19 protein-coding genes are annotated in these 20,841 nt (G+C 33.6%); 7 read left to right on the top strand and 12 right to left on the bottom strand.

From position 1 onward, the window contains the following. Nucleotides 1-54 precede the first annotated feature (54 nt). From BWZ20_RS03595 to BWZ20_RS03575, 5 genes are all read left to right on the top strand, one after another. Entirely contained in the window at nt 55-1,059 is a 1,005-nt protein-coding gene (locus tag BWZ20_RS03595; protein ID WP_076616425.1) for a glycosyltransferase, read from the top strand. Between the two features lies 1 nt (nt 1,060). Beyond that, a complete protein-coding gene (locus BWZ20_RS03590) occupies nt 1,061-2,017 on the top strand; it encodes a hypothetical protein (protein ID WP_076616422.1) in 957 nt (318 codons plus the stop codon). Between the two features lies 1 nt (nt 2,018). After that, the gene (gene coaE / locus BWZ20_RS03585; protein WP_076616419.1) at nt 2,019-2,612 is read left to right on the top strand and encodes a dephospho-CoA kinase; all 594 of its coding nucleotides are present in this window, start codon (nt 2,019-2,021) and stop codon (nt 2,610-2,612) included. Between the two features lie 66 nt (nt 2,613-2,678). Continuing rightward, entirely contained in the window at nt 2,679-4,247 is a 1,569-nt protein-coding gene (locus BWZ20_RS03580; RefSeq protein ID WP_076616416.1) for a sensor histidine kinase, read from the top strand. A gap of 9 nt (nt 4,248-4,256) precedes the next feature. Then, nucleotides 4,257-4,970, top strand: coding sequence for a response regulator transcription factor (locus BWZ20_RS03575; RefSeq protein WP_076616413.1), 714 nt, complete (start codon nt 4,257-4,259; stop codon nt 4,968-4,970). 42 nt (nt 4,971-5,012) lie between these two features. On the opposite strand, the gene miaA is transcribed toward BWZ20_RS03575, so the two are convergent. The 8 genes from miaA to BWZ20_RS03535 form a co-directional block, all read right to left on the bottom strand. After that, nucleotides 5,013-5,915, bottom strand: a complete 903-nt coding sequence (gene miaA / locus BWZ20_RS03570) for a tRNA (adenosine(37)-N6)-dimethylallyltransferase MiaA (protein WP_076616410.1) — start codon at nt 5,913-5,915, stop codon at nt 5,013-5,015. Further along, complete coding sequence (locus BWZ20_RS03565; RefSeq protein ID WP_076616407.1) at nt 5,908-6,792, bottom strand: ion transporter; 885 nt, start codon at nt 6,790-6,792, stop codon at nt 5,908-5,910. Before BWZ20_RS03565 ends, miaA begins: the two co-directional genes overlap by 8 nt. 30 nt (nt 6,793-6,822) lie before the next feature. Continuing rightward, nucleotides 6,823-8,184: a 3'-5' exonuclease family protein gene (locus tag BWZ20_RS03560; RefSeq protein WP_076616404.1), complete on the bottom strand. Its 1,362-nt coding sequence runs from the start codon at nt 8,182-8,184 to the stop codon at nt 6,823-6,825. A 99-nt stretch (nt 8,185-8,283) separates the two neighbouring features. Beyond that, nucleotides 8,284-8,943: a YggS family pyridoxal phosphate-dependent enzyme gene (locus tag BWZ20_RS03555; protein ID WP_076616401.1), complete on the bottom strand. Its 660-nt coding sequence runs from the start codon at nt 8,941-8,943 to the stop codon at nt 8,284-8,286. Further along, nucleotides 8,933-10,171, bottom strand: coding sequence for a DUF1015 domain-containing protein (locus BWZ20_RS03550; RefSeq protein ID WP_076616398.1), 1,239 nt, complete (start codon nt 10,169-10,171; stop codon nt 8,933-8,935). Before BWZ20_RS03550 ends, BWZ20_RS03555 begins: the two co-directional genes overlap by 11 nt. 73 nt (nt 10,172-10,244) lie before the next feature. Next, entirely contained in the window at nt 10,245-10,619 is a 375-nt protein-coding gene (locus tag BWZ20_RS03545; protein WP_076616395.1) for a four helix bundle protein, read from the bottom strand. A 22-nt stretch (nt 10,620-10,641) separates the two neighbouring features. Next, nucleotides 10,642-11,529 (bottom strand): 3-hydroxybutyryl-CoA dehydrogenase, encoded by an 888-nt coding sequence (locus BWZ20_RS03540; protein WP_076621248.1) that lies wholly within the window; start codon nt 11,527-11,529, stop codon nt 10,642-10,644. Between the two features lie 158 nt (nt 11,530-11,687). Next, complete coding sequence (locus BWZ20_RS03535) at nt 11,688-12,647, bottom strand: Gfo/Idh/MocA family protein (protein WP_076616392.1); 960 nt, start codon at nt 12,645-12,647, stop codon at nt 11,688-11,690. A gap of 143 nt (nt 12,648-12,790) precedes the next feature. Between BWZ20_RS03535 and BWZ20_RS03530 the strand changes: the two genes are divergently transcribed. Beyond that, on the top strand, nt 12,791-13,432 hold the full coding sequence (locus tag BWZ20_RS03530) for a protein-L-isoaspartate(D-aspartate) O-methyltransferase (RefSeq protein WP_076616389.1): 642 nt from the start codon (nt 12,791-12,793) through the stop codon (nt 13,430-13,432). 3 nt (nt 13,433-13,435) lie between these two features. Beyond that, entirely contained in the window at nt 13,436-14,719 is a 1,284-nt protein-coding gene (locus BWZ20_RS03525; RefSeq protein WP_076616386.1) for a cyanophycinase, read from the top strand. Here the strand turns inward: BWZ20_RS03525 and BWZ20_RS03520 are convergent. The 4 genes from BWZ20_RS03520 to smpB form a co-directional block, all read right to left on the bottom strand. Next, nucleotides 14,716-16,560, bottom strand: coding sequence for a Xaa-Pro dipeptidyl-peptidase (locus tag BWZ20_RS03520; RefSeq protein WP_076616383.1), 1,845 nt, complete (start codon nt 16,558-16,560; stop codon nt 14,716-14,718). The two genes, BWZ20_RS03525 and BWZ20_RS03520, sit on opposite strands and share 4 nt — an antisense overlap. A gap of 32 nt (nt 16,561-16,592) precedes the next feature. Continuing rightward, nucleotides 16,593-17,114, bottom strand: a complete 522-nt coding sequence (locus BWZ20_RS03515; protein WP_076616380.1) for a hypothetical protein — start codon at nt 17,112-17,114, stop codon at nt 16,593-16,595. A gap of 594 nt (nt 17,115-17,708) precedes the next feature. Next, a complete protein-coding gene (locus BWZ20_RS03505; protein ID WP_076621247.1) occupies nt 17,709-20,171 on the bottom strand; it encodes a DUF5686 and carboxypeptidase regulatory-like domain-containing protein in 2,463 nt (820 codons plus the stop codon). Between the two features lie 154 nt (nt 20,172-20,325). Beyond that, nucleotides 20,326-20,784, bottom strand: coding sequence for an SsrA-binding protein SmpB (gene smpB / locus BWZ20_RS03500; protein ID WP_076616374.1), 459 nt, complete (start codon nt 20,782-20,784; stop codon nt 20,326-20,328). Nucleotides 20,785-20,841: the final 57 nt, after the last annotated feature.

The raw sequence follows: 20,841 nt of genomic DNA, 5'->3' as shown, positions 1-20,841 counted from the left end.
CAAAAGCCACCGTTTAAGGTGGCTTTTGTATTTTCTTTAGTTACTTTTGTAGCTATGAAGAGATTGTATTTTTCTTTTATAGTGCCTGTGTATAATAGACCTGACGAAACTAAAGAACTTTTAGAAAGTTTTACACGTTTAGAAGGTAACATTGACTATGAAATTGTGATTGTTGAAGACGGCTCTTCTTTAAAGTCTGAAGACGTTGTTCAGAGTTTTGGTAGTCAGTTGAAAATATCCTATTTCTACAAAGAGAACTCAGGGCCGGGAGATTCTAGAAACTTTGGTATGCATAATGCTGAGGGGAACTACTATATTATTCTAGATTCTGATGTAATACTTCCTTCAAATTATTTGATAGAAGTAAATAGTTTTCTGTCAAACACCTTTTATGATTGTTTTGGTGGGCCAGATGCGGCACACATATCGTTTTCAAACCTTCAAAAAGCAATTAATTTCACCATGACCTCTTTTATTACAACAGGCGGTATTAGAGGAGGAAAACGGCAGATTGAAGACTTTCAACCGCGTAGCTTTAATATGGGCTTGTCTAAAAGAGCATTTTTAGAAACAGGTGGATTTGGTAAAATACATCCTGGCGAGGATCCAGATCTGTCTTTAAGATTATTGAAATTAGGATATAAAACAGCTTTAATTAATACAGCTTACGTTTATCATAAACGTCGAATATCATGGTCTAAATTTTACAAGCAGGTTAATAAATTTGGATTGGTACGGCCAATACTTAATCAATGGCATCCAGAGTCTAAAAGTTTAGCATACTGGCTGCCAACCTTATTTTCAATTGGCTTAGTATTAGCTATCTGCTCTGGTTTATTTAACTTTATATTACCTATATATGCTTATGGGATTTATTTTGCTCTAGTTTTTATATTAGCTTTTGCAAATAGTAAAAGTTTAAGTGTTGCCGCATTGTCCTTAGTGGCCATTCTAGTTCAATTTTTTGGTTATGGTTACGGCTTTATAAAGTCTACTTTCAATATTGTAATACTAAGACGGAAGCCAGAGAAAGCTTTTCCTGATTTATTCTTTAATTAATATGTCTGCTAATAAAAAGTCTAACATATTAGATTGGCTTAAAAAACCAAACATTAATCGTTTTGGAATCTTTTTAGGCATAGCATTTGTGTTTTTAGTTTTTTCTAAATTCTCAAGTGATTACATTCAGCCCATTAAACTAAAGATTAAACTTTCTAAATTACAAGAAGAGATAATAATTAAAGATGATACATCTAGCATTATTTTAGCAATGGTAGAGGCAAAAGGTTTTGCGCTAATACCCTATGCTTTTAATAATACCAAAACGATAATCTTAGATGCTGATGAAGATATAGAGATTAAAAAGAATGAGTTCGTTTTTAAAGTCCAAGAGAATAGTTTTCTTTTAGAAAAACAATTAGGCGCATCCTACAAAATACGCTCCTTAAAACCAGATATATTGCACATACCTTATTCTAAAAGAGCATCTAAGACTGTTCCTATTGTTTTAAAAACCAAGATTGATTACGCCACAGGATTTGACATAAAAGGATATTTTACCCTTAGTGTAGATAGCGCTAAAATTATAGGTCCTAATGAAATTATATCAAATATAAGTTCGGTTTTGACAAACGATTTGAAATTAAGCAATGTTAACGATGATATTAGTACTAGTGTTGCAGTATCTGAAATAAATAGTGTTGAAATTTTTCCTAAAAGGATTACTGTAAAAGCGGAAGTGAAACGTTTCACTGAAGGTAAGATTGAAGTACCATTGACAATAATAAATAAGCCTAAAGACATTCTTATTAATTACTTTCCTAAAACGGTTACACTTTCCTATTATGTAGATTTAGAAAGTTATAATGAAATTAAAGCTTCCGATTTTGTTGTTGAATGTGATTATAATGAAATAAACGAGGGGCAAACTTATTTTATACCTAGAGTTACAAAACTGCCAGAATTTGTAAAGCGTATTAATATTAAGCAGAAGCGTATAGATTTTATAAGGTTATAATATGATTATAGTTGGTATAACAGGTGGTGTAGGAAGTGGTAAAACAACCATAGCTAAATGGTTTCAATCTCAAGGAGTACCTGTGTATATTGCAGATAAAGAAGCTAAAGCTTTAATGAACAGGTCTAAAGTTATAAAACGAAAGCTTACAGCACTTTTTGGTGAAAATGCATATGAAAATGGGATTTTAAATAGAGAATATTTAGCGTCAAAGATTTTTAGTGATAAAACCTTGCTGTCTCAAATGAATGCTGTTGTTCACCCAAAGGTAGCTTCACATTTTAAACGTTGGTTAAAAAAACAAGATACACCATACGTAATTAAAGAAGCTGCAATAATTTTTGAAAATAGCTTAGAACACCAATACGATTATATTATTACCGTAATTGCAGATAAAAATTTGAGAATAGAACGCGTTATGCAACGCGATAACACTTCAAAAGAGAAGGTGGAATCTATTATTCGTAATCAACTCTCTGATGAAGACAAGATTAAAAAATCTCATTTTGTCATTAAAAATAATAATTTGGAGGAGGCCCAGAAACAAGCACAGGATATACACCAAACATTACTTCAAAAAACTAAGCAGCAATGATCTTATGATTGTTAATGTAAGGTTAAACATAATTTGTGCTAAATGTTAAAATGTTAAATTTGGCTGATGAGTAAAAAACTATTCATCTTATTGGTGGTTTTAATGAGCCTATCGCTCATAGGTATAATTTTTGTTCAATCTTTTTTCATAAACAATAGTTTAGAAAACGAAAAAGATAACTTTTCGCGAAGTGTAACAAGAGCACTAAGTTTTGTGTCTAGAGACATTCAAGATTACGAAATTAGAAAGTTTTATGGTCTAATTCAGCCTTATATTGCAAATAATAGAGCGCCAGATTCTACCGCCATAAGACAACTCTATATTACGACCGAGGATATAGTAAATGACCAAACTATAATTCACCGTAATACCATTTTAGAAGAACGCTTTAAAGTGCCTTCTTTGTTCTTTGAAATTGATACAGACAGTATAGATATAAGTAACTTTACTAGCGAACGTACAACCGAATATTTTGATAGGACCATATTAGACGGCAATCTTGGTATAAAACCTACTAAAACTCTGGTAGAGTTTTCTCACCTTCCAGATATTGATAAAAAGGCCTATGAAGACACTTTTAAAACGTTTCTAAGAGAGGTGCCAATTTATAAAAGAGTAACAGCCTTACAAGTTGAAACGTTGCTAAAAAGACACCTTAAGGATGAAGGCATAGATATAGATTTTGAATTTGCCATATATGATGACGATTTAGCAACAAAAGTGCAAACCAGAAACTTTGAAAAAAATAATGCCTTTTTAGGAGTGCCCATTTTTTTAGACACTAACAATGAAAGTAGTTACAGGCTCTATGTAGATTTCCCAGAAAGAAAGCGGTTTTTATTATCTTCAATATTAAAGATGATTGTATTATCAATAATATTTACAGGTGTTATAATTCTTGCCTATTCTAGTGCCATCTATCAATTAATAAGACAACGTCAGATATCGCAGATAAAAACAGATTTTATCAATAACATGACGCACGAGTTTAAAACACCAATAGCTACAATAAATTTAGCTTTAGATGCTATTAAAAATCCAAAAATAATTGCTGATCAAGATAAAGTGAAGCGTTATTTAGGAATGATAAAGGACGAAAATAAACGTATGCATGCGCAAGTAGAAAATGTATTGCGTATATCTAAATTAGAAAAGAACGAACTTAACATAAGTAAGGAACGATTAGAGTTACACGACTTAGTTGAAGATGCAATTACACACATTGAGTTAATTGTAGAAGATAGGCAAGGCTACGTAAAAACCCACCTTAATGCAGATAAAACTTCGGTTTTAGCAAACGAGTCGCACTTTACAAATGTTATAGTTAATATTCTAGATAATGCTGTTAAGTATTCAGATGATGAGCCAAAAATAGACGTCTACACAGAAAATGCTGGTAATAACGTTATTCTAAAAATTGCCGATCAAGGTAATGGGATGTCTAAGCAAGTGGCCAAGCGTGTGTTTGAAAAATTTTACAGAGAGCATACAGGAAATGTACATAATGTAAAAGGACATGGGTTAGGTTTAGCCTACGTAAAACGAATAGTAGATGATCATCAAGGTCATATATCAGTAGAAAGTGAAAAAGGAAAAGGCAGTACTTTTATAATAAAGCTGCCGTTAATATCATAAAAACGAATCATGGAAGAACAAAACAAAAAAATTCTTTTGGTAGAAGACGATCCAAACTTTGGAACTGTTTTAAAAGATTATTTAATGATGAACGATTACGACGTTGTCCATGCCAAAAATGGAATGGAAGGTTTTGAAAAGTTCAAAAAAGACGATTTCGATCTTTGCATCTTAGATGTAATGATGCCATACAAGGACGGCTTTACACTAGCAAAAGAAATTAGAGAAAAAAATACAGATGTGCCAATAATATTTTTAACGGCTAAAGCAATGAAAGAAGATGTGCTTAAGGGTTACAAGGTAGGCGCAGACGACTATCTCAATAAACCTTTTGATAGCGAGGTGCTTTTAATGAAAATTAAAGCCATAATGCAACGCAAAGCAACAGACTCTGTTGCAGATAGCAAGCAGTTTGAGTTTAAGATTGGACGTTTTGATCTCAATTCTAAACTTCGTTTCTTAAAGTTTGATGGAGGCGAACCAACAAAATTATCGCCAAAAGAAAACGAATTATTGCGCTTATTGGCATTGCATGAAAATGATTTAATGCCAAGAGAACTGGCATTAACCAAAATATGGAGAGATGATAATTACTTTACCTCTCGCAGTATGGATGTATACATTGCGAAGTTACGTAAATACTTAAAACCAGATCCTAAAGTTGAAATTCTTAACATTCATGGTGAAGGCTTTAGACTCGTAGTTAATGACAAAGAGAGTTAATTATAATTTCAAAAAATCCGATGTAAACACATCGGATTTTTTTTATGATTGTTTTTCTAAATAGTTGATGATATTATTTATATCTGTAGTGTAATCAAACCATTGTATTGTCTCATCTTTTTTAAACCAAGTGAGCTGGCGCTTTGCAAATCGTCTGGTGTTTTTCTTTATTTCTGAAATTGCAAAATCTAGCGTCCATTCTCCTTCAAAATAATTAAAAAGTTCTTTGTAACCAACCGTATTAAGAGCATTTAGGTGCTTATTTGGTAAAAGTTCTTTTGCTTCTTCAATTAATCCTTCATTTACCATTATATCTACACGCTGGTTAATTCTATCATAGATAATAGATCGGACAGCGCTTAACCCAATAGTAACAACCTTAAAAGGTCTCGTTTTTTCAGTTTTTGTTAAAAACGAAGAATAGGGCTGACCAGAACCTATACAAACTTCTAAAGCACGAATTATGCGTTGTGGATTATCTATAGCAATTGATTGATAAGCCTTAAAATCTAATGACTTTAATTGCTTTTGAAGTGTTTCAATACCCTCATTTATCAATCGTTTGTTTAACTCAGTACGAATATGTTTGTCTACATCAGGAAAGTGATCTAGTCCTTTGGTTACAGCTTTTACGTAAAGACCAGAGCCACCAACCATTATCGCTATATCATTATTTTTATGAATGGATTCAATTTTTGAGATTGCATCACGTTCAAAATCCCCAACACTGTAATTGTCTTTTATTGATATATGTTGAATAAAATGATGTTTTGTCGTATTTAACTCCTCAGTAGAAGGTACAGCAGTTCCAACAGTCATTTCTTTAAAAAACTGACGAGAATCAGCTGATATAATTTCTGTATTAAAATGCTGTGCTAGCTTTATACTAAGTGCTGTTTTACCAATGGCAGTAGGGCCAACTATAGAAATAAGGATTTTAGTCATGATGAAGTTTGCATCCACATTTATGGCAAAAAACAGCATCATCCTGATGCTTTTGGGCTAAGCAATTAATGCAGCATTGTGAGTTTGTATGCACAGCTTGTTGGGCTTTGTAAGGACTATTGAGTTCTTTTTCTTCTTCATTCTTGGCAGATTTGTTGACGCTTCTTGCATATTCTGCAGATACAATACCTGTTGGTACAGCGATAATGCCATAACCTAAAATCATTATTATGGTTGTAATAAATTGTCCCAAAGCGGTCTGCGGAGCAATATCACCAAAACCAACTGTAGTTAGTGTTACAATACACCAATATACACTCTTAGGGATATTACTGAAACCGTTTTCTTCACCCTCTACCAAATACATAATTGTACCAAATATTACTGAGGAGACTAACACCGCAAAAAGAAAAACCAATATTTTTACACGACTTGCAATAATAGAATCTTTAAGCTGATTTGAAGCTCCTAGGTAGCGCGCCAATTTTAAGATCCTAAACACTCTTAATAGACGTAATGCACGTAAGGTTATTAAGGCTTGAGAACCAACAAAGAAAAATGATAAATATTTTGGTATGGTTGAGAGTAAATCTATAATACCATAAAAACTGGTTATATATTTAAGGGGTTTATTTACGGTGATAATTCTTACAATATATTCTACAGTAAATAGAATAGTAATTATCCACTCGCCAACATTTAAGATAGTATGGTATTTAGCATCAATACTACTTACACTCTCTAGCATAACGAATATAATACTGGCAAGTATTGCTATGAGTAGTATAACATCAAATAATTTTCCGGCAGGTGTGTCTGCTTCATAAATTATTTCGTGAAGTCTGGTTTTCCAGGTATGTTTGTTCTTATGTTCCACAATTTAAAAATACAAAAAGTAAATACACTCTTATAATTCTATAACTTTAAGGCGCTTATTTTTGCGCATGTAACTTTGAATTATATGCTGCGTATCTCTGTTATTCTGCATTGGTGTTATTATCGATTTTAATATTTCTCTATTATTAATTTGATGATTCAAATCAAAAAACCCAAGACCTTTAAACACACCATTTTCTATTAAGATGACACTTTTTTCATCAATGTACCTTCCTCTATCGATAATAGCCATGTCTTTATTGTCGTAGGTGTTTTTTGCAATTACAACATTAACTCTTTTATTATAATCTTCTGGTGATTCTTTTTGTATGCACGCACCTTCGCATTCTTCTATACCATAATTAAAGCAACTAGATTTAGTTTTTTCTAAACCACAAAGTTTAGTGCATAGCTGGTAAGTTTCAACCATTTTGTTTATAAACGAAATACCACTTTTTCTATTCGCAAAGGTGGTTATAGGCTTTTCGTTTTTCCTAATGGGAAAAATGCGAAGGTTTACATAACCGTTATCATCTGTAAAGCTATAAAGTCCTTGCGTAAATTGATTGCGCTTTAGTGCTCTGTTTAACATAGGTTTATTAGCTTTTATTTCCTCACTTTCCTTGAGGAGTGCTACAAGTTCACTTCCTGTTCTTTCATAGCTAACGGCAACGACATTAACCTGAATTTTTTTTGATTTTGAATTTTTATTAGTAAAATGTTGTGTTATACGTTTTCTTATGTTATTACTCTTGCCAATATAAATAATATCACCATTGGCATCATGAATGTAGTAAACACCTGTCTCACTCGGTAACGCTTCGATAATCTCTTTTAGGTTTGGTGCTAACTTAGATTTTTGTTCAACTTTTACAGCTTGCTTAATAATCTTTTTATCAGAGTCTTTACTAAGCAACATTTTAAACAATTTTACAGTTGCTAAAGCATCACCATTAGCTCTATGTCTGTCACTTACAGGAATTCCTAAAGCTCTGGTTAATTTACCCAAGCTATAAGATTCCATATTTGGAATAAGCTGTTGAGACAATTCTACTGTACATAATGTTTTACGCTTAAAGGGAAAGCCTAAACGCCTAAATTCAGTTTTTAAGATGCGATAATCAAAATCTGAATTATGTGCTACAATAATACAATCTTCTGTAATTTCAACAATACGTTTTGCTACCTCATAGAATTTAGGCGCATTTTTGAGCATGTTAGAATTAATACCAGTAAGATTAACCACAAAAGGTTGAATTTCGCGCTCAGGGTTTACAAGAGAAATGAACTGATCGGTTACTTTATGACCATCATAACGGTAAATAGCAATCTCAGTAATGCCTTCTTCATTATACTTTCCGCCAGTAGTTTCTATGTCTAGTATTGCGTAAATTTGTTAAAAGTTAAAAGTTAAAAGTTAAAAGTTAAAAGTTAAAAGTTAAAAGTTAAAAGTTAAAAGTGTAAGCTTTGTCTACTGTCTACTGTTTACTGTTTACTGATAATTTCTTGCGCCAAAGATACTACTTCCTACGCGTATCATAGTACTGCCACATTCTATTGCCAGTTTATAATCGCCACTCATGCCCATACTTAAAATTTTGAGTTTTGAGTTCTGAGTTTTAAGCTGGTCAAAAGTAGTTTTTAGAAATCTAAATTCGTTTTCTACTTGTGTCATATTATCTGTAAATGTTGCCATTCCCATGAGACCAACAATTTTAATGTTTTTTAATTCTGAAAATTCATCTGAATATAAAAGGGTAGTAGCATCATTTGCAGACATGCCGAATTTACTATCCTCATCAGCAATTTTTATTTGAAGCAAACAGTCGATGACTCTATCGTACTTTTTAGCCTGTTTATTAATTTCTTTTAGAAGTTTAAAGCTGTCAATACCGTGAATTAAGCTGACAAACTCAGCCATGTATTTCACTTTGTTACGTTGTACATGGCCAATCATATGCCATTGTACATCTTTTGGCATTTGTTCATACTTTTCAGCCATTTCCTGAATTTTGTTTTCGCCAAAAATTCGTTGACCAGCATCATAAGCTTCCATTAAATCACTAACAGGTTTGGTTTTAGAAACCGCAACTAGAGTAACATGTTCTGGTATGCTAGATTTTATGTTTTGAAGGTTGTCTTTAATACTCATAAATCGTAATTCCGCTTCTTAATTTTGGTAAAATATAAGTGCTTTTTGGAGGCATTGTAAGGCCTTCGTCTGCAATTTCTTTCATTTGTTTCACAGTTGCAGGGCACATGCCAAAACCAACTTTAAACTTTCCACTATCCACACTACTTTTAATGGTTATCATTTCGTGTTTGCCGTGTACGTATTCAATCCTATTATCGTTTCTCAAATCTTTAATACTAAGTATAGGGTCTAAAATTGTGCTGTACAAGAGTTGAGCATCAAGTTTATCGAGCGCAGTTTCAAAATTATAATTCGTCTTTCTTAAATAAAGTGAATAGAATTCTCCATCTAAATACATGCTAAAATGATGTGGTTTAGAAGGACTGTATGGTGTTAAACCTCTATTTTCAATTCTATAAAGTGCATCTAGTTTTATTAAAAATTCTTCTTTTGTTAATCCGTTTAAATCTTTTACCAATCGGTTAAATTCTTGAATCACTAAATCAGATTCTGGGATTAAATACGACATAAAAAAGTTGTAAGATTCAGAACCGTTGTGGTTTGGGTTTTTCTCTTTTTCATCTTTATACAACAGATATGATGAAGCCGATCTGTGGTGACCATCTGCTATGTAAATGGTTTCCATTTTTTTAAATTCATTTTGAATTTTATTAATGGTCTCATCATTATCTATTTTCCACAAATAGTGTGTGTCTCTATAGGTCATAGTAAACTCAAATTCAGCATAGCCTTTTTGAGTTTCTTTTATAATGTCTGATACAATGGCATTATCAGGATAGGTGAGTAGCACAGGCTCTGCATTAAAACCTACCGTTTGCAGATAGGTTTTAAACGTTTGTTCGCGTTTTGCAATAGTATCCTCGTGTTTTTTTATAACATCTTTTTCGTAATCTTCAGCGCTTGTTGCGGCAATGATACCGTTAAATTCCTGTCCATGTCTGTTTACAATTTTATAGACATATAATGACGGTTTGTTTTCGGTAACAAAAATGCCATCTTCCTTAAATTCTTCGTAACGGCTTTTTACCAGTCGGTAACGCTCTTCTCCAGTGACTTCTTGGTCGTATTTGTATCCTGGATTAACAATATGGAGAAAGCTGTACGGATTGTATCCCATTCTAGATTCACGTTCATCTAAAGTATAACTTTGATAAGGGCGTGCTGCTACAAGACCAACAATGGCTCTGGTTGGTTTAACCGCCTTAAATGGAATTATTTTAGCCATGCTTTAGTTTAAAGTGTAAAGTAATAAGTAATTAGTATGAAGTAACAAATTTAAGATACTTATTACTATATTTTTAGTATCCTTTTTTTGAACCAAATTTTTCAGGGTTAAGTATCATATAATTTAACAGTTTAGCAACTTCTAAAGATTCTTCGTTTAATAACTCGAATTGTTCTAAAGAAATGTATTTGCAAGCAGCTGCAAACTCTAACCAAGTTTGAGTTTCTCCATTTTCGGCATCACAGTCGGTAAGCTTGCTGATAAAGTGTTTAGGGTATCGTCTTTTGCGATAAGCTTCAGATAAATTGGCACAAATACTTCTTGAAGAACGCCTTATTTGATCTGTAAGTGAATAAGTTTCTTCTTTAGGAAAAGATTTTGAAATTTCATAAATATCCATCGCTAGTTTAAAACCCTTTCGATAAGCTATTAAATCCTGAACTTTCATACTTTACACTTTGTACTTCATACTATAAAAACTGCTTAGATACGTTTTCTGCTTTTCTGCTTTCTGAATAATCGTAGAAACCTTCTCCAGATTTCACTCCCAATTTACCAGCTTGTACCATGTTAACAAGCAAAGGGCAAGGTGCATACTTAGGGTTTTTAAAGCCGTCATACATTACATTTAAGATAGAAAGGCATACATCCAAACCAATAAAATCTGCTAATTGTAATGGTCCCATTGGATGTGCCATACCTAGTTTCATTACGGTATCAATTTCTTGAACACCAGCAACACCGTTATATAAAGTCTCGATAGACTCGTTAATCATTGGCATTAAAATACGATTGGCTACAAAACCAGGATAATCATTAACCTCAGTTGGTACTTTACCGAGCGTTTTAGATAACTCCATAATGGTATTAGTAACATCGTCGCTAGTATTGTATCCACGAATAATCTCTACCAATTTCATGATTGGCACAGGATTCATAAAATGCATACCAATCACTTTTTCAGGGCGCGATGTTGCAGCTGCAATTTGTGTTATTGAGATTGAAGATGTGTTTGTAGCCAAAATTGTAGCGTCATCACAAGCGTCGTCTAGCTGATTAAAAATCTTTAGTTTTAAATCTACATTTTCTGTAGCTGCTTCAACGACAAGATCAGTGTTTTTAACACCATCAACCGTGTTTGTATAGGTCGTAATGTTTCCTAAGGTTTCTACTTTATCATTTTCAGTGATTTTTTCTTTAGCTACCATTCTGTCTAAATTCTTAGAAATTGTAGCCAAGCCGCGTTCTAGAGACGCTTCACTAATATCTATAAGGTTTACTTTAAATCCTGATTGAGCAAAGGTGTGGGCAATTCCGTTTCCCATTGTTCCTGCTCCTATAACTGCTATATTTTTCATAATTAATAAAGAGCCCATCCTAGCCTTCCTACTTCGACTGCGCTCAGCACAGGCTTTAGGAAGGAATTCTTACTCGGGCTGGTAAGAATTTTGTTAGTAATATGTATTTAAAGAGCGCTTCGAATTCCCTTCCTTTGGAAGGGTTAGGGAAGGCTTTTTTAAAACTGATTAATTATCATTGTTGCAACACTTAGCGCTTCTGTACCATCATGCAATGTTACAACTGGCTTTGTGTTGTTGTTAATGGCATCTGCAAATGTTTCGAGTTCGTCTAAAATGGCGTTGTTACCAGAAACTTCAGGGTTGTCAAAATAGATTTGCTTTTTTACACCTTCAGCATTTTGAAGAATCATATCAAAGTCACCAGGGTTTTCTGGTGCGTCTTTCATTTTTACGACCTCACATTTCTTTTCTAGAAAATCTACAGAGATGTAAGCATCCTTTTGAAAGAAACGTGTTTTTCGCATATTCTTTAATGAAATACGACTTGCAGTAAGGTTGGCTACACATCCGTTTTTAAATTCAATACGCGCATTTGCAATATCTGGAGTGTCACTAACGACAGAAACTCCACTTGCAGAAACATGTTTTACAGGCGATTGCACCACGCTAAGAATAATGTCGATATCGTGAATCATTAAATCTAATACCACAGGAACATCTGTACCACGAGGATTAAACTCTGCCAAACGGTGCGTTTCTATAAACATAGGATTTTCTATTTTATCCTTCACTGCTATAAATGCAGGGTTAAAACGCTCCACATGACCAACTTGTCCTTTTACACCATGTTCTGCAACTAAAGTTCTTATGGCCTCAGCTTCTTCAACAGTATTGGTAATTGGCTTTTCTATAAAAATATGTTTACCTTTTTTAATGGCTTGCTTGGCACAGTCGTAGTGAGAAAGCGTAGGAGTTACAATGTCTACAGCATCTACAGCGTCAATTAAAGCCTCAATAGAATCGAAATATGTGTAACCAAACTCTTCTACAACACGTTTTGCATTTTCAGCATCTGCATCATAAAACCCAACAAGCTCATATTTTTTGGATTGATTGAGTAGTCTCAAATGTATTTTTCCTAGGTGACCAGCACCCAAAACACCAGCTTTTAGCATGTTTTTCTGTTTTTTTCAAAAATAATTGATTTGAACGAGATATTTAAGAAAGAAAATCTAAAATAATGAGAATTTAATAATTGAAAATTGAAATTGCATTTTGCTTTTGTTTGAAGTAATTTAGCCTGAAACTAAACTAAGATTTGAAAGATACATTTAAGCACAAAGGGATGCGTCAACAACTTGTTGATACCCTTATTGAAAAGGGAATTAAAGATAAAGCGGTACTGAATGCCATTGGTAAAATACCGAGACATTTATTTATGGACTCTGGCTTTATAGATCATGCCTATGTAGATAAGGCTTTTCCGATTGCGGCAGATCAGACGATTTCTCAACCTTACACTGTAGCATTTCAATCTGAATTATTACAAATAAAACCTGGTGACAAAGTGCTTGAGATTGGTACAGGTAGCGGTTACCAATGTGCCGTATTAATAGAACTTGGCGCTAAGGTTTACAGCATAGAGCGCCAACAAGAATTATTTAAAAAGACGTCTAAGTTTTTGCCAAAAATAGGCTATCGCGCTAAAAAGTTAATTTTTGGAGACGGTTACAAAGGCCTAAAGGAAGAAGCACCTTTTAATAGTATTATTGTAACTGCGGGAGCACCCTTTGTACCCAAACCTTTATTGAGTCAGTTAGAAATTGGAGGCAGATTAGTAATACCGGTTGGTGAGGATGTACAGATAATGACACTTTTTATAAGACAAGGGCAAAAAGAGTTTGAAAAACAAGAGTTTGGCGAATTTAGATTTGTACCTTTATTAGAGGATAAAAATTAAGTTATGAGATATTATCTAGCATTTATGTTAAGCATATTTTTTAAGCTGGCTATTTGTCAGGGCTACACAGAATTCTTAACCGGTAACCCTAACGATTTTATTGTTTCACCAGATTTTGGAATTTGTATGATGGGTGGTGCAAGCGAGAATGATGAGGCGATGATTTGGTTTTTAAATAGAGCCAACGGAGGCGATGTGGTTGTACTTAGAGCTTCGGGTAGTGATGGTTATAACAACTACTTCTATTCTCAACTAGGCGTAACCATAAATTCGGTAAGAACTTTTGTTATTTCAAATGCGGAAGGAGCCACCAATAGCTATGTTTTAGACAAAATAGAAAAAGCAGAGGCGATTTGGTTTGCAGGTGGCGATCAGTACGATTATGTAAGCTTCTTTAAGAATAATGCCATGGAAGATGCGATTAACGATTTTGTGAATATAAAAGGTGGTGCCATAGGAGGAACAAGTGCAGGAATGGCCATCTTAGGTGGTGGTTATTTTTCCGCAGAAAACGGAACAGTAACAAATGCACAAGCACTTGGCGATCCTTACCATAACAGAATGACTTTAGGATATAATGATTTTTTAGAGATCCCTTATTTAGACCAAGTGATTACAGATACGCATTACGATGATCCAGACCGAAGAGGAAGACACAGTGTTTTTCTGGCACGTTATGCAAATGATAACACTTCAAGAGCCTTTGGTATAGCATGTAATGAATATACTGCTGTTTGTGTTGATGAAAATGGAATGGCTAATGTTTATGGCGAATACCCAACATATCCTGAGTATGCCTTCTTCTTGCAATCTAATTGTACGGATGAATTTTTACCAGAAACTTGTACTAATGGAAATCCATTACATTGGGTAAGAAATGATGAAGCTTTAAAAGTTTATAAAGTACCAGGTACACTAAACGGACAAAATTATTTTGATCTTTCCGACTGGCAAAGTGGGAGTGGTGGTGAGTGGCAAAATTGGTATGTTAACAACGGTACGTTTGCAACATCATCATCAATAAACCCAAATTGTAACGATGCCTTGAGTATAGAGGATATTGCCAATACGGATCTGAAAGTACTGCCAAATCCATTTTCAGATTATGTATCAATTAAAACAGAAATCGAAAACTTAAATATTAAAATGTTTGATGTTTCTGGGAAACAAGTTGGAGTAGAGTTGTATGAAAACAAAATAGATACCAAAGCATTAGCCAATGGTATCTATTTTATAATCATAGAAAATGAAGATTATAAACAAACGTTTAAACTTATTAAGCGTTAATTAACGTATTTTTTATAGGATTCTTTACCATTAACAATTGGTAGTGTTAAGGTTGTTTTGTCTAGTTCGATGGTTAATTCGGTTCCGGGTTTGGGATGGATAGTATATTCTTTATCACTAGAAAAAATCATTAATCCAATTTGCTGTCCTGCTTTTATAACTTGGTCATCTGGTTGTAGATCAAAATTCACCGTGTATGAACGACCAGGTATTAGGTCTTCTTCGTTAGTTAATGATTTATAATTTTTAGGATCTGCCCAACCACGAGTAATAATATTGTCGGTAATTTTTGATGCGCTATCATCCCAAGGTAAGGATACTAGCCATACACTCAGGTTTGCCGCTGGCTTGTTAGTAGATAGTGTAATACTCACTTTTGGTACTCCAGAAATATGGATATCTCCATTTAACTTAGGTGTTACATATAGTAATCTATGTTCTGAGCGCTCCGCTTTTGCGAGATCAGCACCAGAGAATGAAACATCATCTATAAGTATTTCTCCAGTTTCTATAACATTTTTATTTAGTGTTAATCCACCTGCTGTATTTCCTCCTTCTGTAAGGTGTAAAACAACATCCTGCGTATTTGGGTTAGGATAATCTTTGTAAGCCGTTGGATTTGAAGGGTCATCATATTCTCTTACGATATAAGCCTTGTTTTCTTCTTTATCAACTCCATTGTCTACACCATGAAGATATTTAGTAAACCATTTGTTCATTATTGAAATTGGAGGTGGTCCACCATGACCATTCTGATGATAATAAATCTGAGCAGGAAGTCCTTTCTCTTTTGCAGCCTTATATATTCTGTAACTATGCTCTGGCATTACATTCCAGTCGTTAAAGCCATGAGACATTAGTAGTGCAGCTTTCATATTATCCATTTGGTTAAGGTAATCTCTGGCTGCCCACCAATCGCTATAATCGCCAGTCTGACGATCCATATTGTTCATCATATCAGTATCTCTAACCACTTTGTTGTTGTGGGCTCTGTTTTCTTCATCACCACTGTGAATAAAATCATAAAGCACATCGATGTCTTCACCTAAATAACCTCCAGGAGAACGTACTAAGCCGTTGGAACGGTAATAATGATAATACGATGTGTTTGGAGCAATTGGGATAATAACTTCTAAACCATCAACACCAGTTGTTGCTGCTGCTAAAGGTAAAGTACCATTATACGATGTACCTGTCATACCTACTTTTCCGGTAGACCAATAGGCTTTTACTTCTTTTTTGCCATCGCGTTCTGTGTAACCTTTTGCTCTGCCACACAACCAATCGATAACAGCTTTTGGTGCTAAAGATTCATTTTTACCACCACAAGTTGGTGCACCGTCAGAGTAACCAGTTCCAGGCGAAGATGAGTGAACAACAACATAACCACGAGGAACCCATTTTTTGATGTGAGAATATGAAATCATTGGTCTCGGTGCAGCACGTCGTTTTACTTCGGGATGTGTGCGCTCTTCAGATTTGCCTCCGAGTTCTCTTTCTACATTCCACATAATACCTGGTGTATCACCAGCAACACCTGCAAAATATGGACTCGTAACATAGATAATAGGTAATTTTAAGTCTTCTGTATCAGTTTGTTCTGGTCTGGTAACAGAAACATGCATTCTGTCTAAATCACCATCACCATCTGTATCAAACTCCGTTTCTACCCAAAGATCGTGATGTATCCATTTGTCTGGATTGTTAAAGGCTTCAACAATTTGAGCTTCACCATCTTTGAAAATAGGTGTTACTTTTTCTGTTGTGTCTTGTGCAAAGCTTTGGAAAGAAAGAGTAATTGCAAGCGCTAGAATGAAATTGATTTTGCGTGTTTTTAGCATGGTGTTGTTTTTACTTTTTGATAAAAATAAGATTAATTCTTTGGTAAATAGTCATCAGGAATAGGGTTGTCTTTAGTTTCTTGCATCCAGTAAATATTGATAATCCACCAACGTTCGCCATCATTTAGTAATTGAATACTATTAATGCCTCGCATAAATGGTTTATCATCATCTTTATTTTTAAAGGACTCATAAGTACTAAACACTTGCGTGATGTTTCCATATGTTTGTACCTCTCTGTTGATTTCAACTTCATGAAATCCGTTTTCCACTAACCATTTTCCTGAACTGTTAATGTAATCATCAGGCGTCATATAGCGTGCAATTTGTTTGCCTTCTTTATCTTTTCCTGTTGGTATTAGCTTTGCATTTTTGTGAAACAAATGTTTAAACAAAGCCCAATCGCGTTCAAAACCTTTGTCGCCAGAAATGACGGTATATAGAGTTTCAATGGTGCTATCTAATGTAGCCACATTTTTGCTGTAATCTTTTGTTTCTTCTTGGGCATTTATGCAAAAAGAAAAAAGCGTAATAAGTAAAAGTAATTTCTTCATGATTAGTGTTATTGGTAACTTACTTTGCTTAGGTACAAAATAATATTTTTATATAGAATGTCCTGACACCTTTTTATCATTTTATGAATTCAATGATTTTAGGAATTTGAGACATTATTAAAACAAATACAATTATATAAATCCAATATTTTATTCCAACATCAGCTAGATAAAAGAAAAATAGAATTGAACCAATGATATAAATTAAAACCAAAAAGTCATAAATCAGTTTGTTTTCAGTTTGGTCAAAATATTTAATAATGTTAATATATCTCTTTCTGTATATAAATAAAAAATAACTAAGCCCAATGAGAATAAGAGGAATAATTTTTATTCCTTTTTCTCCAATTGATTTAAGATCATAATCTAGTAAAACTAATATTGAGAATATATTAAAAGTCAGAATTATTGAAATAACAAAAATGCTAGACCATTCGGGAATAGATTTATTTGTCAAATTAGAATTTTTGTATAATCTGTAAAAAATATAATCAGGTATTTTTGTCAATCGAATTCTAATTTAGTTTCTTATATTAAATATTTTACAACGGTTTAATAGATTCCTGCCTTCGCAGAAATGACAATTATTTAAAATTAAAAGAATTTCAAGCCAAATAAAATAGCATCTCCTTGAAATCCTCCTTGGTAAGAGCGAATATAATCAAACCTTAAGAAACGCCATTTTCCCCAGCCAATATTATCAATACCAATTGTAAATTCTTGATACGGTTTGTTGTCTGGTGTTGTTAAGTTGTGCGCACCTACTATAAGGTTGAAATTTAACTTGTTTAAACCTGGAATTTTTCCCAAAATAAAGCCATTAAAATCATGTTCGGCATGCATTTCTAGATAACTGTCATTGGTGCTTAAGTCGTAATAGCCTAAGTTGTTAAATACGTTTGTATAATTACCGCGTCTGCTTACGTTAATTTGGTTGCCATTAAAATGTTGGTAGTCCATAAACGCAATATCGTCTGCATTAAAAAATTTACCTCCTCTTAGGTTGTAGCTAAAGCGACCTTTGTCTGCTATTGTAAAGCTTTGATAGAGTCTTGCTTTTATCTGGTCAAAATTATAATCGCTATTTGTAGCTCCCAGACCTTTTTCGTAACTCAATACCAAAGTTGGATACTTCTCTGATCTAATATTGAATTTACTATCTGGATAACTCAAATATTTTTGACCAAAGTTAATCTGACCAGTCACATTAAATTTTACAATATTATGGTTTTCAAAAGGTGCATCTGTGCTTGTAGGATCTATAGGGTTGTTTGTTAAGTAAACTTGGTCTGCCCTTGGGTAGAATGCCTGATCTGTTGTGTTGAAAAGTGCTGATCTGTTTTCGTAAGAAATGTTAGAATACAGATAAAAGCCGTTGAATAACTCCTCTGAGTAATTAAGTTGAATAAAACGACGTTCGTACAACTTCATGTAGTTTTCTTCAAAAAATAATGTTGCAATAGAGTTTCCAAAAGGTGTTATTGGTTCCGAAGAATTAAACTGTTCTACCTTGGTTCCACCAGAAAGCGTTAAGAAACGCCTGTTAGTATTATTAAACTTATATCTTAATGACGCAGTTGCACGTAAGCGTTCGTCCGAAAAACCATATTGTACGCTTGCATTGGCACTAAAATAGCGTCTAAATTCGTCTAACTGTTTATTGTAAAACAAATTGAGTTGCGTGGTAAATCCTTGTACAGTATTAAACTGAACTCCTCCAACAGGAATATCAAAACCTAAACTATACTTTTTATAAGAGTTATTATAAGTGTAACCTAAAACATCACCAAGTTTAAATTTGTTTTTTTCGCGATCTACAGAATCTAAGTACGTTTTAGATTCGCGAACAATTTGTATACTATCTTTCTTTACATAATCTGTACGTTCTTCTTCAGTTAGAGGTACAGGTCGTATTTGTTTCCAGAACAAAGAATCTTTTTTGTTAGCCTCATTTTCAAAGGATACAAGCTCTGCTCCAAAATCTTTTTGAGTAAGGTTAGAATTGAATTCGTAGTTGCTGTAAACAGCAGTAAAGCGTCCATCTCCTTTAATGCCAAAAATGCCGTATTTAAAGTCAATACTTTGCGATATTAAAGCCCATAAATCATCAGTTTTGGAATATGAAAAACTTTGCTTTAATGAGATAATATCTGCGGCAGGAATTCTGGCTTGCGTTCCAGTAATGTCTAGTTCAATAGCGTAAAGCGTCCATTGGTCTTCAACTATATAAATGGTGCCTGAAAACACAGGATCATTTTCGCGCTTAGGAATCACATTTATTTTATTGATGAGGTTGCCATGTTCATCATAAAAGATACCTTCTAATTTATAGCGGTAATACCCAAAAGCATTGTTAGCTATTGGTGACACGATTTGATTACCAAACTCAACCGTATTATTGTAAAAATTATAATCTACATCTTGTGCATTATTAAAACTAAAACCATTATCGTCTCCACTTACTTTAGATGCTGTAATTTTTTCTTTGAGCTGATTTGGTCGTAAATATTGAATTTTTGAAATGGTTTCAGATAGATAAATAATACCACTTCTGGTAGAGTCTAAACCACCACCAAGATCTCCAACTTCTTGACCTAATATTTTTTCTGGTGCATCTTTAATTCTTATCAATCCGCGCGAATAAAAGTCGGCTTTAAAGGATTCAATTTTCTCAAGATTCTCTTTCCGTTTGGCTATCGATTGCCTAATTATTACGTTTGCAGGATTGTCTTCTGATGCTACCACGACTTCATTTAGAGAAACAGATTCCTCTTCTAAAGTAACATCAACTTTAAAAGGAAGTGAGGTTACATCAATAGTTTTCTTAACTGTTTTATAGCCTAAATACGTATAAACTATGGTGTATGATTTTTTCTCTGAAACGGATAGTTCATAATAACCATCATCATTACTTGTAGTGCCTTTGTATGTGTTTTCAATGAGAATATTTACAAAGGGTAGTGGTTCGCCTTTAGTGTTTGTAATGGTTCCTGTAATTTGGGCAGATGCAAAAGTGCAAACAAAAAGTAAAAAAAGAGCGTGTAGTTTTAGTTTCATAGATGTTGATTGATGGTTAAACTTAGACATGGATTTTATCGCACAAAAAACATGCCTTTATAATTACAGACGCTATTTTACCATTAATGGTTGGCTGCAATTGCATCAAACTTAGAGTAAAATGAAATATGTAAAAGTTATAGCAATCCTAAAGTTATCGAAAACTTTTCTTAATGCGGTCTAAATTACGCTTGTTATCACGATCTTTTATGGTCTCGCGCTTATCGTAAAGTTTTTTACCTTTTCCTAGAGCTATTTCTAGCTTTGCTAGTCCTTTTTCATTGATAAATAATCGCGTCGGGATTATAGCATTTCCTTTAATATTAACTTCTTTTTCAAGTTTTTTTAGCTCGCGTTTATTAAGTAGTAATTTACGTTCGGCCTTTGGTTTATGATTGTAGTAGTTGCCAAAAGCGTATTCTTGTATGGTCATGTTAATTACAAAGAGTTCTCCATGATCGTTAAATTCGCAAAAACTTTCGGCAATAGAAGCTTTGCTGGCTCTTATAGATTTTATTTCGGTGCCAGTTAATACAATTCCTGCAGTATACTTATCTAGTATCTCGTACTGAAACTTAGCTTTTTTGTTAAGTATGTTAACGGTTTTTTGCATGATTGACAAAGATAGTTGTTAAAGTAAGAAGTACAAAGTACAAAAGCCTCAAGTATG

The sequence above is a fragment of the Winogradskyella sp. J14-2 genome (genome assembly GCF_001971725.1).
Classification (GTDB): domain Bacteria; phylum Bacteroidota; class Bacteroidia; order Flavobacteriales; family Flavobacteriaceae; genus Winogradskyella.
This window is presented reverse-complemented; position numbering and strand designations above follow the sequence as displayed.

Excerpts from the sequence above, each read along its gene's own strand:
- BWZ20_RS03595 (WP_076616425.1), top strand. The coding sequence starts at position 55 with ATGAAGAGATTGTATTTTTCTTTTATAGTGCCTGTGTATAATAGACCT.
- BWZ20_RS03590 (WP_076616422.1), top strand. The coding sequence starts at position 1,061 with ATGTCTGCTAATAAAAAGTCTAACATATTAGATTGGCTTAAAAAACCA.
- coaE (WP_076616419.1), top strand. The coding sequence starts at position 2,019 with ATGATTATAGTTGGTATAACAGGTGGTGTAGGAAGTGGTAAAACAACC.
- BWZ20_RS03580 (WP_076616416.1), top strand. The coding sequence starts at position 2,679 with ATGAGTAAAAAACTATTCATCTTATTGGTGGTTTTAATGAGCCTATCG.
- BWZ20_RS03575 (WP_076616413.1), top strand. The coding sequence starts at position 4,257 with ATGGAAGAACAAAACAAAAAAATTCTTTTGGTAGAAGACGATCCAAAC.
- miaA (WP_076616410.1), bottom strand. The coding sequence starts at position 5,915 with ATGACTAAAATCCTTATTTCTATAGTTGGCCCTACTGCCATTGGTAAA.
- BWZ20_RS03555 (WP_076616401.1), bottom strand. The coding sequence starts at position 8,943 with ATGAGTATTAAAGACAACCTTCAAAACATAAAATCTAGCATACCAGAA.
- BWZ20_RS03550 (WP_076616398.1), bottom strand. The coding sequence starts at position 10,171 with ATGGCTAAAATAATTCCATTTAAGGCGGTTAAACCAACCAGAGCCATT.
- BWZ20_RS03545 (WP_076616395.1), bottom strand. The coding sequence starts at position 10,619 with ATGAAAGTTCAGGATTTAATAGCTTATCGAAAGGGTTTTAAACTAGCG.
- BWZ20_RS03540 (WP_076621248.1), bottom strand. The coding sequence starts at position 11,529 with ATGAAAAATATAGCAGTTATAGGAGCAGGAACAATGGGAAACGGAATT.
- BWZ20_RS03535 (WP_076616392.1), bottom strand. The coding sequence starts at position 12,647 with ATGCTAAAAGCTGGTGTTTTGGGTGCTGGTCACCTAGGAAAAATACAT.
- BWZ20_RS03525 (WP_076616386.1), top strand. The coding sequence starts at position 13,436 with ATGAGATATTATCTAGCATTTATGTTAAGCATATTTTTTAAGCTGGCT.
- BWZ20_RS03520 (WP_076616383.1), bottom strand. The coding sequence starts at position 16,560 with ATGCTAAAAACACGCAAAATCAATTTCATTCTAGCGCTTGCAATTACT.
- BWZ20_RS03515 (WP_076616380.1), bottom strand. The coding sequence starts at position 17,114 with ATGAAGAAATTACTTTTACTTATTACGCTTTTTTCTTTTTGCATAAAT.
- BWZ20_RS03505 (WP_076621247.1), bottom strand. The coding sequence starts at position 20,171 with ATGAAACTAAAACTACACGCTCTTTTTTTACTTTTTGTTTGCACTTTT.
- smpB (WP_076616374.1), bottom strand. The coding sequence starts at position 20,784 with ATGCAAAAAACCGTTAACATACTTAACAAAAAAGCTAAGTTTCAGTAC.